Source organism: Indolivaga capnocytophagoides DSM 22835, assembly GCF_000426485.1.
Classification (GTDB): domain Bacteria; phylum Bacteroidota; class Bacteroidia; order Bacteroidales; family Dysgonomonadaceae; genus Dysgonomonas_A; species Dysgonomonas_A capnocytophagoides.
The window spans coordinates 177,852-197,037 of sequence record NZ_KE384529.1; the positions used below are offsets into that span (position 1 = coordinate 177,852).

14 protein-coding genes are annotated in these 19,186 nt (G+C 36.2%); 7 read left to right on the forward strand and 7 right to left on the reverse strand.

What is annotated here, in order from left to right:
* Positions 1–37 precede the first annotated feature (37 nt).
* From K322_RS0114170 to purU, 5 genes are all read left to right on the forward strand, one after another.
* Complete coding sequence (locus tag K322_RS0114170; protein ID WP_026627466.1) at positions 38–877, forward strand: toxin-antitoxin system YwqK family antitoxin; 840 nt, start codon at positions 38–40, stop codon at positions 875–877.
* A 178-nt stretch (positions 878–1,055) separates the two neighbouring features.
* Positions 1,056–1,838, forward strand: a complete 783-nt coding sequence (locus K322_RS0114175) for a C40 family peptidase (protein WP_026627467.1) — start codon at positions 1,056–1,058, stop codon at positions 1,836–1,838.
* Between the two features lie 229 nt (positions 1,839–2,067).
* Complete coding sequence (locus K322_RS0114180) at positions 2,068–3,198, forward strand: hypothetical protein (RefSeq protein WP_026627468.1); 1,131 nt, start codon at positions 2,068–2,070, stop codon at positions 3,196–3,198.
* A gap of 161 nt (positions 3,199–3,359) precedes the next feature.
* Entirely contained in the window at positions 3,360–5,219 is a 1,860-nt protein-coding gene (locus tag K322_RS0114185; RefSeq protein WP_026627469.1) for a DNA topoisomerase IV subunit B, read from the forward strand.
* A 68-nt stretch (positions 5,220–5,287) separates the two neighbouring features.
* On the forward strand, positions 5,288–6,148 hold the full coding sequence (gene purU, locus K322_RS0114190; RefSeq protein ID WP_026627470.1) for a formyltetrahydrofolate deformylase: 861 nt from the start codon (positions 5,288–5,290) through the stop codon (positions 6,146–6,148).
* 67 nt (positions 6,149–6,215) lie between these two features.
* Here the strand turns inward: purU and K322_RS0114195 are convergent, their stop codons facing one another.
* A complete protein-coding gene (locus tag K322_RS0114195) occupies positions 6,216–7,094 on the reverse strand; it encodes a helix-turn-helix domain-containing protein (protein ID WP_026627471.1) in 879 nt (292 codons plus the stop codon).
* 239 nt (positions 7,095–7,333) lie between these two features.
* On the opposite strand from K322_RS0114195, the gene K322_RS0114200 reads away from it, so the two are divergent.
* Together K322_RS0114200 and K322_RS0114205 are read left to right on the forward strand one after the other, a co-directional pair.
* The gene (locus tag K322_RS0114200) at positions 7,334–7,963 is read left to right on the forward strand and encodes an HAD family hydrolase (protein ID WP_026627472.1); all 630 of its coding nucleotides are present in this window, start codon (positions 7,334–7,336) and stop codon (positions 7,961–7,963) included.
* A 16-nt stretch (positions 7,964–7,979) separates the two neighbouring features.
* Positions 7,980–9,425, forward strand: coding sequence for a sodium:solute symporter (locus K322_RS0114205; RefSeq protein ID WP_026627473.1), 1,446 nt, complete (start codon positions 7,980–7,982; stop codon positions 9,423–9,425).
* Positions 9,426–9,472: 47 nt separating this feature from the next.
* Here the strand turns inward: K322_RS0114205 and K322_RS0114210 are convergent, their stop codons facing one another.
* The 6 genes from K322_RS0114210 to K322_RS0114235 all read right to left on the reverse strand — a co-directional run bounded on the left by K322_RS0114210 (position 9,473) and on the right by K322_RS0114235 (position 19,144).
* Positions 9,473–10,267 carry an NUDIX hydrolase gene (locus tag K322_RS0114210; RefSeq protein ID WP_051290817.1) on the reverse strand — a complete coding sequence of 265 codons (795 nt, stop codon included), beginning with the start codon at positions 10,265–10,267 and terminating at the stop codon, positions 9,473–9,475.
* Positions 10,268–10,385: 118 nt separating this feature from the next.
* Positions 10,386–10,811, reverse strand: a complete 426-nt coding sequence (locus K322_RS0114215; RefSeq protein WP_026627475.1) for a GNAT family N-acetyltransferase — start codon at positions 10,809–10,811, stop codon at positions 10,386–10,388.
* Positions 10,812–10,827: 16 nt separating this feature from the next.
* A complete protein-coding gene (locus K322_RS0114220) occupies positions 10,828–12,843 on the reverse strand; it encodes an AAA family ATPase (protein ID WP_026627476.1) in 2,016 nt (671 codons plus the stop codon).
* A gap of 105 nt (positions 12,844–12,948) precedes the next feature.
* Complete coding sequence (locus K322_RS0114225; RefSeq protein ID WP_026627477.1) at positions 12,949–14,994, reverse strand: M16 family metallopeptidase; 2,046 nt, start codon at positions 14,992–14,994, stop codon at positions 12,949–12,951.
* A gap of 120 nt (positions 14,995–15,114) precedes the next feature.
* Positions 15,115–16,425: a M16 family metallopeptidase gene (locus K322_RS0114230; RefSeq protein WP_026627478.1), complete on the reverse strand. Its 1,311-nt coding sequence runs from the start codon at positions 16,423–16,425 to the stop codon at positions 15,115–15,117.
* Between the two features lie 181 nt (positions 16,426–16,606).
* Entirely contained in the window at positions 16,607–19,144 is a 2,538-nt protein-coding gene (locus K322_RS0114235; protein ID WP_087880871.1) for an alpha/beta hydrolase family protein, read from the reverse strand.
* Between the last annotated feature and the right edge of the window lie 42 nt (positions 19,145–19,186).

Sequence of the window (19,186 nt, forward strand, 5' to 3'; positions counted from 1 at the left end):
ATACACTTAGGGATTATATTTAATAAAACAACACGATATGAAGCAAGTACTCTTTTTATTTGTCTTTTTATGTTCAACATTCAGCATACAGATACGAGGACAACAATCAATCAAAATCAGTGACATAAACCTAGTTAACTTGGGAGACGGGCAAGCCTATGCTCACAACAAAGATGAAGCTAAAACCCCGGTAAAAGGAAAAGTTAGAATAATAACAGGCGTAACGACCGAATACATTAATGCTCAATTCAATGATGAAGGATTAGCCATTGGTAAATGGGAATATTATAAGAATAATGAACTGAGATCGTATATCTCGTACCAAAATGGATACATGAACGGAGAACGGGGAGAGGTATCTTCTTCAGGTGATCTAAAAGAAAAAAGAGAGTATAAAAATGGAAAAAAAGACGGAGAATGGATTAAGTACTATGATCCCGAAACACCCAAAGAGATAAAGGTATATCAAGATAATAGACTATGCCAAACAAAAACATATTATACTAATGGCAATTTGGAATCAGAACGCAACTTCTCGAATGGCAAAGAGCATGGTTCATATAAACGATATACACTCGAAGGCAATCTTAAAATGGATGAGAACTATGAAAATGGTAAGAAAGTCGGTAAACAGATTGTATACTACACCAGTAATTTATCCGACTATATAGAAACATCCAATTATTCATCTTTAGGTAAACTCGATGGAGAGTTTTCTCAGGTTTATACAGAAACAAAAGCGACAAAAGTAAAAGGACAATATACCAAAGGCCAAAAGACCGGAGTCTGGAAATACTATTCATTAAGCGGAAAGCCGATAAAGGAAGAACTATATGAAAATGGAGTATTGAAAGAAACCCGAAAATTTGAAAATTAAGGTTAAATACCTATTCGAGATTCACCTCAAAGTCTTTCACATAAAAAAATCTGGTATTGTTCGATTTTACTAAACAATACCTTTTTTATTATATTTGCTAAATAGTTAATTCTACAAACTTAATAAGTATATAAGTTTGTCCTCCTTGTTATAGGGTGCATCAATTAGAGAAAAAACAATGGAAAATTACGCGATTTATCTTAATACCGTGCTTCCGGTACGAGCCAATGCAGACGAAAGATCCGAGATGGTTACACAGTTACTGTTTGGACAAACATGTGAAATAACAGAAATATCCGGTTCGTTTTCTAAAATTAAAGATTCGGACGATGGATATGAAGGATGGGTGGATACAAAAATGCTAACTCATATAAATGAATCCGAACATAACAGTTTTCAAACATCTACGGTTTTCCGCACTTGTGTTCCTTTGGCAGATGCATTCTGCCTTACCGACAAGATGGTATATCACCTGTCAGCAGGCAGTAAACTACCAGATTATAATCCTGAAACAAACAGTATAGAAGTTTCAGGTAAAAAATTCCAAATACACTCATCATTTGTCAGTTACATATCAGATCAGAAAAAACAAAACATTGCTCCTACTGCTAAAATGTTTCTGAATACACCATACCTTTGGGGAGGAAAAAACATTCTGGGCATTGACTGTTCGGGTTTTACACAGATTGTATTTTCATTATGCGGATACAACTTATTACGGGATGCTAGTATGCAGAATACACAGGGGTCCGCTATCGATTCATTAAACGAAGCAGAAACAGGAGATCTCATATTCTTCGATAAAATGGGAAAAATTACGCATGTAGGTATTTATCTGGGCGAAAACAAAATCATACACGCTTCAGGCAAAGTAAGAATAGACAAAATAGATGATACTGGCATTTTTAATACCGAAACAGAAAATTACACACACTCATTAGCATCCATACGAAGGATATAAGGTTTCATATCTATATTTATTACTTAGACCAAAGTATATCAGAAACTAAAAGTATATCATTAAATACTTTCTTTTACTTAATCATGCTGGAATTAAAAAAATCTTATCTTTGCAGTGGAAATTGAAGAGTAACAAGGTCGAAGATCTGTTCGTTAGGTTGGTAAATAAAACTGCCAAAGTCAATTAAATCTAAATAATTTCAATTACTTATTAAGTTTAAGTATAAAGAATGTCGATAAAAATAGTTGAAGTAAACGATAAAGCTTCAAGAAAAAAATTTGTAAAATTCCCCACTTCGCTTTATAAAGGCAATCCATATTATGTACCCGCATTAATAATGGATGAACTGGCCTCTATCGATAAAAAAAAGAATCCGGCGTTCGAATTTTGTGAGCAGCAATTATTTCTTGCTTACAGAGGTAATCAAATAGTAGGACGTATCGGAGCCTTTATCAATCATCGGTCAAATGAACGGTGGGAGCAACTGCATGCACGTTTTGGATTTGTAGACTTCATCAATGATAACGAAGTTGTCGACTCACTTTTTGCAGCTGCAGAAAAATGGGCTAAAGATAAAGGAATGAACGCCATTCAAGGACCTATGGGCTACACTGATCTCGATCGGGAAGGTTTACTTATAGAGGGCTATGATCGTATTTCGACAATGGCTACAACATATAGCCATCCCTATTACAGAGAACAAATAGAAAGATTGGGATTCGAAAAAGATGTAGACTGGCACGAATACCGTATTCCCGTACCGGAACAAGTACCCGAACGCCACCAAAGAATTGCACAGATTGTTGCTAACAAATTCGGATTGAAAGTCTTGAAGTTCAAAAATTTAAAACAAGTAACGCCTTATGTCGATAAGCTTTTCAATCTGCTAAATGTAGCCTATGCCCCACTCTACGGATTTGTACCTTTGACAAAAAACCAAATAGATCACTACGTAAAAATGTATGTTCCGCTTTTGCGTTGGGACGTAGTCACAATTATAGTAAAAGAAGAAACTGACGATGTTGTCGGTTTTGGTATCGGATTACCCAGTTTATCAGTGGCTCTACAAAAATCGAGAGGTAAATTATTTCCGTTTGGATGGATATATTTGTTGAAAGCATTGAAAAGTAAATCGAATCCAGAAGTAGACCTCCTTCTGACAGGAGTTGCACCCGAATATCAAGGAAAAGGTGTAAATGCAATGATATTCAATGACTTTATCCCGTCATCACATGCTAGTGGTTTCCGATTTGCAGAAAGCAACCCTGAACTTGAGAGTAATAATAAAGTTGCAAATCAATGGGATGGCTTTAATGCCGAGCACCATAAAACAAGAAGAGCCTATATCAAAAAAATCTGATTTTAAGAGATTAGAAATTTTGCTATTACATCAATCAGAACAATAAGAAAGTCAAAAACTTTAATATATCAATCAAGCAGGATTCATAGACTAATCCTGCTTGATTTTTTTTGTAAAAATCATTATCTTTGTTCGAAACCCTTTTACTGAAACAACAAAGCATGGAAGAAGAAGAATTGGAAGTTAATTTACCTCAGGAAAATTATTCAGATGATGACATTAAAACCCTTGATTGGCAAGAGCATATACGTCGCCGTCCGGGTATGTACATCGGTAAATTAGGAGATGGTTCATCACCTGATGACGGTATCTATGTATTGCTGAAAGAGGTACTCGACAACTCCATTGACGAGTTTATGATGGGCTTTGGTAAAACAATCGAAATTACTATTGAAAACGGAGAAGTGAGAACACGTGACCACGGTCGTGGTGTTCCATTAGGAAAAGTAAAAGATGTATCCTCTAAAATGAATACTGGAGCCAAATACGACTCTAAAGCATTCAAAAAATCAGTAGGATTAAATGGAGTCGGTATAAAAGCGGTAAATGCGTTATCATCATACTTCAAAATACAAGCATTCAGAGATAAGCAGACCGTATCCGTTGAATACAGTAAAGCTATTGTTACAAATGAAACCCCGATATCAGCTACCGATGACAATAACGGTACTTTGGTCGAATTTATACCCGACATAACTGTTTTCGGCGAATATCTATATCGTGACGAATATGTAGAAAGCTTATTAAAGAATTATTCATACCTGAATACAGGACTTACTCTCGTATATAACGGAAAAAAATTTCACTCGAAAAACGGATTGGCAGATTTACTGAACGAGAACATGACATCCGAGCCTCTATACCCTATAATCCATCTCAAAGATGCAGATATAGAAGTTGTTATTACTCACAGCAATCAGTATGGCGAAGAATATTACTCATTTGTCAACGGGCAACATACAACCCAAGGAGGTACACACCAGTCGGCTTTCAGAGAAACAGTAGGACGTGTTATCAAAGAATACTACAACAAAAACTTTGATTACGCCGATATACGCAGCGGGATAGTTGCGGCAATTAGTGTAAAAGTAGAAGAACCTGTGTTTGAGTCCCAAACTAAAACCAAACTCGGATCGAAAGATATGGGACCGGGTGGACCATCTGTTCAAAAGTTCATCGGAGACTTTATCAAAAAAGAACTCGACAACTATCTACACAAGGATGCAGAAACATCAGATAACTTATTAAAAAAAATTCTGGAGTCGGAAAAGGAACGTAAAGCTATAGCCGGTGTTACAAAACTAGCACGTGAACGTGCCAAGAAGGCTAATTTGCATAATAAAAAACTACGTGACTGCCGCTATCACTATACAGATTCTAAAGGAGACAATCTGGATAATACATGTATATTTATCACGGAGGGAGATTCGGCAAGCGGGTCGATCACCAAAAGTCGAGATCCGAATCTTCAGGCGGTATTCTCTTTACGAGGTAAACCGCTGAACAGTTTTGGGCTTACTAAAAAGATTGTATATGAGAACGAAGAATTTAATCTACTGCAAGCCGCATTAAATATAGAAGACGGTTTGGATGGACTTCGTTACAAAAAAGTAATTATCGCGACTGATGCGGATACTGATGGTATGCACATCCGTTTGTTATTACTTACTTTTTTTCTACAGTTCTTTCCTGACCTGATTAAGAAAAATCATGTATATATATTGCAGACACCTCTCTTCCGTGTAAGAAATAAGAAGGAAACAATCTATTGTTATACTGAAGAAGAACGTATTGCAGCAATAGCCAAACTAGGAGCTAATCCTGAAATCACACGATTTAAAGGTCTTGGAGAAATATCACCTGATGAGTTCAAACACTTTATCGGCAAAGACATGCGTCTGGATAAGGTAACAATGAAGAAAGAAGACCTTGTGAAAGATATGCTTAATTTTTATATGGGTAAAAATACTCCCGAACGTCAGGTATTTATCATCGATAATCTGATTCCGGTAGAAGATTAAACACCTACATTATATTATATTAACCTGTTTACAATCATTAAAGTAAATTATACCAACTTAAGATAGAAATGGAAGATTCGCGCGCAATTATTTTGATATATTCTCCTGACCAACCTGGATTGGTCGCTGCAATAACAGATTTTATAAATGTAAATGGAGGAAACATCATCCGCCTCGAACAGCATGTCGATAAACAAGAGAATATTTTCTTTATGCGCGTCGAATGGGATTTAGAAAACTTTATCATACCTAAAGAAAAGATTGGTGAATATTTCCAAACTATGTATGCCAATAAGTATGATATGACATTCCGTCTTTATTTCAATGATTACAAACCCCGTATGGCAGTATTTGTATCAAAGATGTCTCACTGCTTATTTGATATACTTGCCAGATACACTGCCGGAGAGTGGAATGTGGAAATTCCACTGATCATCAGCAATCACGAAGATCTTCGCTGGGTTGCGGAAAAGTTCGGTATAGAATACCATGTTCTGAAAATAAATAAGGACAATAAAGAATTGATTGAAGCCGAACAAAAAGCATTATTACGAGACTATAGCATTGATTTTATTGTTCTTGCACGTTATATGCAAATTCTTACCGACGATTTTATCAGAGAATATCCCAATCGTATAATAAACATCCATCATTCATTCCTACCTGCTTTTATCGGGGCAAAACCATATCATGCCGCATATCAGAGAGGTGTGAAAATTATCGGGGCAACAAGTCATTATGTCACAACAGAACTGGATGCAGGGCCTATTATTGAACAAGACATCACACGCATTACTCATAGAGACAGCGTGACTGATTTGGTTAGAAAAGGTCAGGATTTGGAAAAGATTGTGCTATCTCATGCGATTGAATACCACATCAACCATCAAGTATTGGTATATAAAAACAAAACAATATTATTCTCCTAAGAGATTTCATACTCAATATACAAATAAGCTCAATATTCAGATATTGGGCTTATTTTTTAGGTTAAAATCAGAGTTCAATTTCATCTGCAGAAATATATCCGTGACTGATACAGTAGAAGATCAAACCGGATACTGTTTTTATTCCTAGCTTAGCTGTTATATTTTTACGGTGAGAAAGCACTGTATTTAAACTTATATTTAATCTATCAGCAACTTCTTTATTCAACAATCCCAAAGCAATCAACTTTAAGACCTCTAATTCTCGGGGAGATATAGTCTTTTCACTATCCATCTCAGGCAATGCATCACTGCTTAATAAAGTCTGCCAATCATCAAAACCAGCTTCGGCCAATTTGCTGATCATCGGTTTAAGTATCTTTTCCCGTATACGATTATGCTTACCCAAATCATTCAACAACGTATCTACGGCAAAAACCACCGCAAAACATAAATTCTCATTGAAACTTCCCGTAATGTGCTTAATCAGAATATTTTTCAAGTCTAAAAGTAGAGCATACGAAGTATCGTCGTCTAATAATCCACTATTAATACGATGCAACAGTTCCTCTTTGAACTTAAAAAAGAGCTTCCGAATTAAAAGTAACTGCGTATTATTCGGATCGCTCATTGCTATAAAGGCATTTAAGTGCTTCTCTATATTAGGAATCTGAGCATGAATATAGTATCCATCGGTCTGTTTTAAATAATTGCTCACTAAATCAACATCGAATCCCTGCAAAAGTTTCTCCGGAAAGTAATCCTCATTCAGATATGTATTCAAAATTGCCAGAAAAAAATCAGGATTCAACTTATGTTCAAGACATATTTCAGCTACGGTCTTTTCTCCCAAACCTAGTTTCAGTCCAAATCGATTTATAACCGGAATTAATAAATAATTCTCACAAATGCTTTCCGAAAGAACAGAGGATACCGAAAGAAATGCCATAACTAATAAATTCAAAACAATGGTTTTTCAAAATTACTGAATTATTCCGAGCTATACTTCTTAATCATTCAAAAATTGAATTGACTGATCCATTTTTGTTCGTAATTTTACCACTGCATATTTACTTAGGGTCTCAGACCTTTTTATTAACTTTGCAAGCATAACAACAAAAGCAGGTTATCGCTTTAAAGTACATTATTAAATACTTTCTGTTACTTATTTTAAATCAACTACAACGAATGAAACCCGACAGTTTAATTTTTGATATGGACGGCACTCTTTGGGATGCTGTAGCTACTTACGCACATTGCTGGACTCAGGTATTTGCCGCCAATGGTATTGATAGAAAAGTGGAAAAAAAAGATATACAAGGATACATGGGCATGGAAGCAAAACAAATCTATAGAGTAATGTTTCCAGAACTACCCGAATCAACTATCGAGAAATTGTATAAAGAAATTGTTATCAAAACAGACGAATTATTACCTCAATTAGGTGGAGAAATATACCCCGGTGTATTAGAAGGATTGGAACAATTATCCAGAAAATACAAATTATTTATGCTTAGCAATTGCCAAAAAGGCAGTATTCGTGATTTTATGGTTTTCACAGAAACAAAACCTTACTTTTGTGATTATATTGAGTACGGATCTAACTTTCAGCCTAAACACATAAATATGAAAACTCTGATTGACCAGTACAATCTAAAAGCTCCGATGTATATCGGTGATACCGACTCGGATCGTAAACAATCAGATTTGGCCTCTGTTCCCTTTGTTTTTGCAGCCTGGGGCTTTGGAAATACAGACTCATACGCTCACAAATTCGATCAAATAAAAGATCTTACAGATCATTTTCTTAGTCTTTAAAGTCATATAGTAACTTATGTCCGGAACTCTTATACTAATCATATTCGCTGCATATTTCGGATCTCTTTATCTGATTTCTCATATAATAAGTAAAAAGAGTTCGGACAACGATGCTTTCTTCTCAGGGAATAAAAAATCCCCATGGTATATCATTGCCATTGGTATGATTGGGACAAGCATATCCGGTGTAACATTTGTATCGGTTCCGGGCATGGTTGGCAAATTCGATATGACTTATATGCAAATGGTGTTCGGATTTTTCTTCGGATATCTTGCTGTGGCATATGTTTTATTACCCTTATACTACAAACTGAATTTAATATCAATATATACTTATCTCGACCATCGTTTTGGTTTTTATTCTTACAAAACAGGTGCTGCATTTTTTATACTATCACGTATAATAGGATCTGCAGCGAAACTTTATCTGATAGCTCTTATACTCCAAACCCTTGTATTTGATTATTGGAATATCCCCTTTGAGGTTACAGTAACGGGTATTATTCTTTTTATATGGTTATATACACGCAAGAGTGGCATTAAAACAATTATATGGACAGATACACTTCAGACATTATGTGTGATTATTGCTGTAATACTTATTATATGGCAAGTTTCGCATTTACTTCATTTTAATGTATCGGATGCAATTAATTATATCAGTAAAAGCCCTCATTCCAATATTTTTGTTTTTGATTGGAATAGCTCTCAAAATTTCTTCAAGCAATTCTTCAGCGGCATATTTATAGTTATTGTCATGACCGGACTCGATCAGGATATAATGCAAAAAAACCTAAGCTGCAAAAACCTGAAAGATGCCCGTAAAAACATGCTTACATACGGATTTATGTTTATCCCGATCAATCTGTTATTTCTGGCTTTAGGAGTATTATTACTTATCTTTTCTGGACATCAGGGAATTACTCTACCAGTGATTTCTGACGAGATATTACCCTTCCTCGTAAGCAATTACCTGGGAATAGGCTGTCTTATATTCTTCACGGTAGGTATTATAGGAGCATCTTTCGCCAACGCCGATTCGGCACTTGCATCTTTGACAACTTCTTTCTGTGTAGATATTCTAAATATATCTTCCTTAGATAAGGATCGGGCAACCACTATGAGAAAAAGAGTTCATTTCGGTATGAGCTTAGTTTTTATATTAGTCATTCTACTTATACACTACATCGGGCAGGATAATATACTAAATACAATATATAAAGTTGCCTCATACACCTATGGACCCTTACTCGGTATGTTTACCTTTGGATTATTCTCCAAAACCAATATTAAGGATAAATATATGCCCATAGTCTGCATTGCATCACCAGTAGCCTGCTATGCCATAGAAGTTATTCTTCAAAACTATCTGAACTATAAAGTTGGATACGAAATACTCATGCTGAACGGACTGTTAACAATTATAGGTATGCTGATTATAAAACAAAAGCCGCAACAATAATTCCGGCCGTTATATAAATTCCATTATTTGTTAATTTCACATATCCATCAGAAAAACGAACTGCTCCAAGACATCAGATACATACCCGAACGCTCAGCTTCTGCATATCTGTCCTTATTAAAACTGTATAGATAAGGGGCTTTATGAGCTCCCGCCTTTCTTTTTTCCTCCAATTTAGTAATTAAACCTACCGAAAGCATTTTACGCTGAAAATTTCTTCTGTCAAGTTCCTTTCCTATAATAGCTTCATAGACCATACGTAATTCCGGCATTGTGAATTTCTCGGGAAGTAACTGAAAACCAACAGGAACATAACCTAATTGAATTCTGATTGAAGAGATTGCTCCGTCTATAATATGACGGTGATCAGAGTATAAATTAGGGAGTTTATTTAAGGAAAACCAGTCTAGTTCTTCAACGTCATGATAAACATTCAAATTAACTTTAGTGTATTCTACCAATGCATAATATCCCATTGTTACAAAACGGCGTAAATACCACTTTGCAACATCTGCATCCATATTCAGATCTTCTATAAACTTCTTATTATCAGAAAAATCAAGACGATTACACTCTCCAAACAAATGAAATTGTTTTAAGAATACATCGTCCAATCCAGTTCGTATATTCAAAACCCGGCAAGCTGCATCATCAACATTCTCATCCACTCGAACAAAACCTCCGGGCAGCATCCAATTCTCGCTTTTTAACAATTTATTAAGAAGCACTTTGATTTCTCCCTCATGAAAAGAGAATATTACACAATCAACAGATATACTATCCAGATATTCTTCCTGTGTAGGGTATGTCAACGACTCCCCAGATTTAAATAGTCGGGTCATAGATGTATGTGTTTGATTTTCTTATAAAATTGTGCTATTATCGCCTAATAACTAACGTTGTCGTTTTATTTTAACATTTCTATTTACAAAGTTAATAGAAAATCTCACACAGCCTAATTTATTCCTCAATAAAACCTTTGTCTACCATTCTTTCTGGATTAGAAAATAAAGCCATCCCTGTCCTCATTTTCTTAAAATTGAGTTTTCTATAAAAATCCTCTTTCCCAGGTGATGCATATAATATAAAATTACAATCGGGAGTCTTAAGCATTAGACGTTCAACAATTTCGCGTCCGATACCCAAGCCCTGATAATCAGAATCTATAGCAACATCATATAACGCAGACTGTCTTATACCATCAGAGATCAACCGTCCGAATCCTATCATTTTTATATCATCAAAAACGAAGATCGAGGCATAGCTGTTTTCAAAAGAAATCCGATGTTTTTCTTCGTCAGTAAAAGACATGCCAACTCTCTCCAATAAACGGGGAACACATTTCCAATCTATCTCATTAAGATCTTCTTTATATCGTAAATTCATGTCACTTTTATATCAATTATTCCTCATCATCTTTAACACCTCTTATTTCTCTCGCAATCATCAAATGTCTTTGCGCCATTTCTTCACTGCCTATATTGGCATAAGCCTGAGCCAGATATTCATGACAGGCCGCATGGTCGGCTTTAATACCCGAAGCCCGAGACAAGTCTGTTATAGCGAGTTCGTATTCTTCCATAGCTATCCTATTCTTCCCTCTATTGTAAAGAGCCTTAAATAGCATCGGACTTAGAGAAACCGCTTTATTAAAACAAACATCTGCTTCATAATAGTCTTTCAAATCATAGTGGGTAACACCCATTCTTACCCATGCATCTACATAAGTAGGATCGAGTTCCAATGCCTTTTTAAAGTTAGCCAAACCTGCTCTTGTATCTTTGTACGAAACAATACATTCATTACCCAACAGATAATACTCTTCGGCATACTTATGCAATGCTTTTCGTTGTTCCAGCATTTTACTGATAAGCAGCTGATTTTGATCTTTCAGTTCCTTTATTACGTTCAATTTTTTACGAATAAAACGCTTCGACAAAGGTTTTTCTATATCATAACGTGCTCTGATTGCTTTAAAGAACGTCTCAATACTTGCTTCAAAGTCATCTTTATCAAACAAGTCTACGGTTTGCTTATAAAGATAATCGGCATCAGATTCCTTCAACGCTTTTTCTATCAATTGCTGATTGTTAAATTGACGGCTGAATTCTAGGATTTCAGATCTGACAAATACATCCGATCTGCCAATTGCCTTCTTTAAAGTCATACCTTCCAATGAAGTACAACGGCTCAAAGCGACATATGCCTGCCCTCCTGCAAATACACCACCATTAAAATCGACGATCACCCGATTAAAGGTCAATCCCTGACTCTTATGTACAGTAATAGCCCAAGCAGCCTTCAATGGCAGCTGGGTAAATGTGCCGATGATTTCTTCTTCGATTTTTTTCTCCGCTTCATTATACTTATACCTGTAATTACGCCAAGTTTCCAAGTCAACTTGTACTTCACGTCCATCTTCAAGCAGTACATATACATTGTCATACTCATCAATGTTAGACACAACCCCCAGCGAACCATTTACCCATCGGCGAGGCCATTGCATATCATTTCTGATAAACATAACCTGTGCATGCTCTTTTAACAATAAATCTTTGGCTGTAGGCAAACTCGATTCGGGAAAATCACCATCGATCAATCCCGGACTTAAAAATTCGGGAGTAGACAATTCTGCCATTTTCCGTTCATTTATATAATCAACATTATCCCGCTTGGTTGCTAATGTGATATACATTTCATCTGCTGACGGATTAAATGACGGATTGTATCGGCTATTTAATGTCTGGAGATCTAACGCTCCCACACTTCCATTCCGAATTTTATCCAGAATAGAAATAAAAGCCTTGTCTGACTGACGGTATATTTTCGTAAACTCTATAGGCACAAGTCTTGTTTCTGAGAATACTTTTGCCGAAAAGAAATAAGGATTCGGATAGAAGCGGTTAAGAATATCTTTTGAATCACTTGTTACAACCGGTTCAAGCTGGAAGACATCCCCAACAAAAACCAACTGCTTACCCCCAAACGGAGTCCGCATATTATTAGAATATACCCGAAGGATACGATCTATACAATCAACCATATCAGCTCGTACCATCGATATTTCATCAATAATAATGAGTTCTACCTCCTGAATCAGCTTTTTATGTTCCTTCTTATATTTAAAAAATTCGAATATCCGACCATTAACCAAACTCAAATCCGGATCATCGGGCAACATAGGGCGAAAAGGTAATTTAAAGAATGAATGTATCGTTGATCCATTGGCATTAATGGCGGCAATACCGGTCGGAGCCAGTACTATAAATTTCTTTTTAACAATTTCGCAAAGATGCTTCAGAAATGTAGACTTACCTGTACCAGCTTTTCCTGTAAGAAAAACCGATTGCCGAGTACGGGTTATCAAATCCAAAGCACTCTTAAATTCAGGGTTAGATGTATCTATTATCGGGGTCAAAATATATCAATTTGAATATCATGACAAAGGTATAAAAAAGCCTCGAATCAGAATCTGATTCGAGGCTTCTTTTAAGTATCTAAATGCAACTATTATCGCAAATATTTATTGAAAATCTGCATCAGAAACACCCTCATTAATTTTTACATCAATCACGTTGAGTTCAATTTCCATACCTACATTTAACGTAGATTTGTAAGGAATCTTTACTCCAGATATTTCTTTATAATCACCATAATATCCAATCTGATCTACGGTCTGACCTTCAGCGACTTCTTTTTTGACACCTTCGGCTACTTTTAATCCAGTTTTCACATCATAAAAGAATGACACATCGCCATCAACTAGCTTATAAGTATCCGTACCGTTGATATTTTCAATACCTGCAAGTTGAATACTCGAAGAATTAACCATCAGCAATTCGGGAAATACGGCAGCATATTTTAATTCAGCCAGATCATCGTCTGTCATATCTTTACGTTGTCCCTGAATTTCCGCATAACCTGACTTTCCATTATAAACGGTTTTCAGCATAGTCATCCCCATGACTGATACATTCTGAAATGATTTTCCATCAGCAGTTTCTTTCTTTATTAAAGTCAGTTCCTGTCCCTGAATCTTAGCTTTAGAAGTTACCATTAAGGTTTTGATCTGCTCAAGTGCAGATTTACCTCCCACCACACTGATATATTTATCAAGAATACTTTTGACCGTAACATCCGACGAAACAGCTTTAGCCTCGGGTTTGGCGACAGGATTACCGTATTTATCGAAGTAGTTGATAGGCAGCCCTATCTTTTCCAATCCGGGTAATACATCAGAGGCCTTTCCGGCAATAACAATACGAGCTGCATCATCTGTCAGATATTTACGGGCAGCAGCCTGTACTTGTTCCAAAGTCACAGCTTCGATATTTTTAATATAATTCTCATAAAAATCGGCAGGTAAATACTGAGTTCTTTCTCTTAAAGCAAAACTAGCTATTGTCTGAGGTTTCTCTGCATTCATAACAAATGAACCGATAAATTTAGCCTTTGCCAACTTTAAAGCATCTGCTGTAGGAACTTCCGACCTGATGCGTTTCACTTCTTTCAACATTTCTACTACAGCACTATCTGTTACTGCATTACGAACAGCAGCATATGCTCTGAAATCTGAAGTATATTTATCTCCCGAAAGATTAGAATAAGAGCCATATGTCCATCCATGTCCTTCGCGAAGGTTCATAAACAAGTAGCTATCACTGCTTCCTCCAAGAATATAATTTGCAAGCATTGCCGCAAGATAATCAGAATCAGTCATTTTCAAATTAACTACATTATTCACCGAAATCTCAGATTGAACGGCATTTGGAACATCGACGAAATCAATTTCAGTATTAGTCAGATTTGCAGGCTCTGTATATTTAGAAACCGGAGCCGGAGTTTTTTTCCATGAAGAGAAATTTTCGGCTACCAATTTTTTAGCATCTGCAAATGTTACATCTCCAACTATAACCAGATAAGCATTAGTTGGTACAAAGTTTGTCTTATAATAGTTCTTCACATCAACTAGCGAAACCTTACTGATAGACTGCTCGGATAGATATTCTCCGTAAGGATGACTCTTTCCATATATAAGCACACTCCGTACACGGTTTGCGATTGATTTTGTACTTTTTTCGTCAGCCTTCAAGCCATCCAGAGATTTAGCCTTTTCGCTATCCAGCTCTTCCTGTGTAAACAAAGGATCTAAAGCCCCCTTAGCAACTAAAGATAAAGTCTGTTGGAAGTATTTTGAAAGACTGTTTCCACTTATATTTTCAATACCAAAACGAACTGATGACCCCAAGAAATCAAGCTGTTCATTAAAATCATCTTTTGATATTGTTGAAGTTCCATTTCCCAGCATCGAACTGGCTAAATTACTTACCCCTTTGATATCACCTTCCACACTCGGCTGGTTATCTAAAGCCAAAGTAAATGTAACTCTTGGCAGCTTATGGTTTTCAACCACAAGAACAGTCAATCCATTGGGTAATTTAAAACTTTGTGCTTTGCCTAAGTTTACTGTTGGAGCAGGACCCGGTTTTGGCTGAACCGACCTGTCGACCTGAGCTTGCAGCGATACGCTTAATACAAATGCCAGGGCTACATATAATATTTTTTTCATATTCGTTTTCAATTTTAGATCTCTGAACTATTTAGTAACAGAAAGTATTTAATGACGTATTTTAAGCGATAACAGACTGTTGCTATTATGCTTGCAAAGTCAACAAAAAGGTCTGAGACCTTATTTTTGAGGAATATAATCTATAACTACCCGTTGATTAGGCTGTAGATACTTTTTTGCAATATCTCTTATTTCTTCTCTTGTTATAGATCTGTATATATCGATACTTGTATTTACCAACTTAGTATCTCCATACAGCAGATAAGCCTCTGCCAGATTATGAGCTATACCTTCTGATGTTGCATTTGCATTAACCGCAGCATTTTCGAATTGATTCTGAATCTTTTGAAATTCTCTTTCAGAAATCAGATCAGTTGATATTTTTGCAACCTCTTCATCTATTACTTTCTGAACCTCTTCTGCCGTTTTTCCTGTCATTGGGATTGCATAGATAATATATGCACTATAATCTTCTTCAGTCATATTAAACGAAGATGCTTCAAGAGCAAGCTTATCTTTATCAACCAATCGTTTATAAAGCCTTGAACTTTTTCCATCACTCAAAACAGAAGATATCATATCCAGAACTCTTGCATCACGTTGCTTCATCGAAGGTGTACGATAAGCATTCAATAACATTGGCAACTGAATATTAGGATCTTCGGTGACTGCATTTATCTGAGTAGTTATAAGATCTTCTACATATTGATTCTTAGCAGGACGAGGTCCGCTGGGTATAGTAGCAAAGTACTCGTTAATCCATTTTTTTGTTTGTTCTTTATCAAAATCTCCGGCAATAACCAATACCGCATTACTTGGTAAATAGAATTTTTTAAAGAATGCTTTAAACTCATCTAATGTAGCAGCATTAAGATGCTCCATAGAACCGATGGGAGCCCAACGATATGGATGCTTTTTGAATAGATTACTCTTAATAGATTCCCACAGACGTCCATAAGGAGCATTATCCATACGCATGCGTTTTTCTTCCTTTACCACTTCTCGTTGTGTATCTACTCCTATTTGATTAATAACCGGATGAAACATACGCTCCGACTCCATCCATAATGCTAATTGCAGATTGTTAGACGGGAATGTCTCATAATAATAAGTACGGTCGTCGGTCGTATTAGCATTGCCGCTACCGCCGTTGGCACCCATTATTTTATCCCATTGCCCACGGGCAATATTTTCCGTTCCTTCAAACAGCAGGTGCTCAAAGAAGTGAGCAAATCCCGTTCTATCGGGATTCTCATCCTTAGCTCCCACATGATACATGACAGCTGTTGTTACTACCGGAGCTGAATTATCCTGTTGCAAGATAACATGCAATCCGTTATCCAAGGTATATTCATCATACTCGATATGCTGAGCAAAAACTGCTGCTCCCGACATGAATATTAAACCTAAAACACTAAAAATTTTCTTCATATGTAAAGTTTTATAATCTAAAGGTCTCAGACCTATTAATTAATAAAATTCAGTAATCTTGTCTATTTGTTTACTATATAAGATAAGAAAAACACTTTATCTCACTAATAGTCGCTAAATATTAACAAAAATCACAAAAGATCTATTTTTTTTACCATAAGTAAACAAAAAACCTTCGGTCCTAATCTTTTTGGGGGTACAAGCTATTCCACCACGAAGGATCATCTTGCAGCCATTTGGCAAACCATGCATAAATAGAATAGTTCCATTCTATACGTTTTTTATATTCACGTATCCCATGATTTTCACCCTTAACCTGAATAAATGCAACAGGTTTACCTAATATCTTTAAAGCTGTAAACATTTGGATGCTTTCGCCAATCGGCACATTTGTATCTTCTGTTCCATGCAACAGCAATAAGGGAGTATTTACTTTATCTGCACTGAACAATGGACTTTGATTTACATATAAATCTTTGTTATTCCATGGATAGCTGCCTGCACTGGCCCCCGAACTATAGGTATATCCCCAATAACCCTCGCCCCAGTAACTTGATAAAGCACTGATGCCGGCATGAGATACGGCCGCTGCAAAAATATCGGTACGCGTCTGCAGGTACATAGTCATAAATCCTCCGTAAGAAGCACCAATACACCCTATTTTTTTATCATTCACGAAAGAATGTTCAGATGCAAATTTCTTAGTACCTTCTATTATATCATCTGCTGTACGTATCCCCCAGGCATTGACATGGCGGGCGGCAAATTCCTGACCGTATCCGGTAGTACCGCTAGGCTGTAAAACATACACAACATATCCCATAGCTGCGTACACATGTCCGGGATATGGCGCATCAAAAGTACGGGGAGTAGGCATAGTGCCTCCATAATAATAAACAATCAAAGGATACTTTTTTGAAGAATCGAAATTTGGCGGAAGATAAAAACGTCCGTCTATTGTAGTTCCGTCCGATGCAGTAAAACTCCAATCCTGTACTTTGCTCAGATTCAATTTTTCTAATCGCTCATTATAAGGATCCGATATCAGCGTTGCTTTATCACTTTTCAAATCAATAGTATATGCTTTGGTCGAGTTTGAAGCACTTAAACCTATATATGCAGCCCAATTACTTCCTTCCGAAAAGTCCATTGAACGAACAACATCTTCGACTAATTGCAGCTGAACGAATTGCCTGGATTTTGGATTATACCTGTAAACCCGTTGATAATCCTTATCGGTGACACCTAAATAAATCTGCCCGTCAGTATGATTCCAAACTGCATAATCGACACTTGGATCAAATGATTTGGTTATGGGATCAACCTTTCTCGATACTAAATCCATTATAAAAGCCAATCCATTATAACTGTTAGGAATCTGTCCATCCTTCACTTTTTTGCCGATGCCGCCGAATGCTTCTCCCGAACCTTCAATGAGCAGGCTTTTTCCATCAGGAGAGAACGATGCCGAACTTACAAAATACTGATCAGACCAGATTGTATCTATCGCCAGAGTCTGCAAATCCATCATATATAACGAACTGGAAAAGAAGGGTCTTACAGTAGGAGTATACTCAGAAGTCGAAAATAACAAATAGCGGGAATCTCGGCTCAAATCATTGATTCTTGCTGAATTCTTACCATAGGTCAAACGTTCCTTTATTCCGGTTTGCAAATTATAACGTGAAATAAAATAGCGGGTATTCGCATCAGGCTGTCTGTTCTCGGGCGTAGATATCAGTACCAGATCACCTTTTTGAGGATCAGGAGCTTCACTTTCTGTATACAATAAAGATTTCTCATCGTATGTAAAACGAAAATTTCCGGCGGGAATATCTCTTACTAAAACCTGTTCTGCTAATGTTTCAGGATCTACTGTATACAAAATATTTTTACTGTCTGATCCATTTACATAGTAGAGTTTATCAGAAATCGGCATCCATGCATATTTTTTGCTATTATCCAAAGCTACCCTTCTGTTCGTTCTTAAGGTAAGCAACTCTTTTTCAGAAAACGACTTCCCATCGTTTTTTACAGTTAGATACTCCAATATAACATATTGTCCATTAGGGGATATCGAAGTATTAGTTAATCTTGTACCCTCCAATATATCCTTTATCGTTACATTCCTTTTTTCATTTACCCCGAATGTATAATTAACCTGAGCATTTTTATCTTCCGGTTCAACCGTAACTTTTACTCCTTCAGGACTCTTATTTGTTGATAAACTCAGGTACTTAATCATTATATTATAAGTACCGGGTTGTCCGGGAAATGTAAGTTTTACAGTTTTAGAAGATGTCAAAGTATCTTCGACTGTTACTTTTGATGTTTCTTTAACTCCATTGATATATGCCTCAAACATGCTGGGCGCAGAAATCTTCACTACGGTCTTAGCATATTTATCCACATTTAATTGAAATGAAAGCAGATGAAATCTTGCCCCTTCCTGAGCCTTACTTAAAAGAAAATAACCTGACAAATCAGACTTTAACAACTCCGTATAGGCTTGTTGATCAGGGAAAGATATAAATGTTTCGAGAAGATTTTTATTCTCAAATTTATCACCTTTAATATTTATCGAATCCATCATTACAGGATTCTTTACATCATATCCCCTTCCTGTGGAGTATAACTGCTTTAATGTTACAGTTTGCCCATTTAAGATTTGTAAAAGAAACAGGCAGCAAAATAAAAATGGGAACCTTAATTTCATCATATTATCTGATTTTTTAATAAGTCTTTTAACAAAATTAGCAGA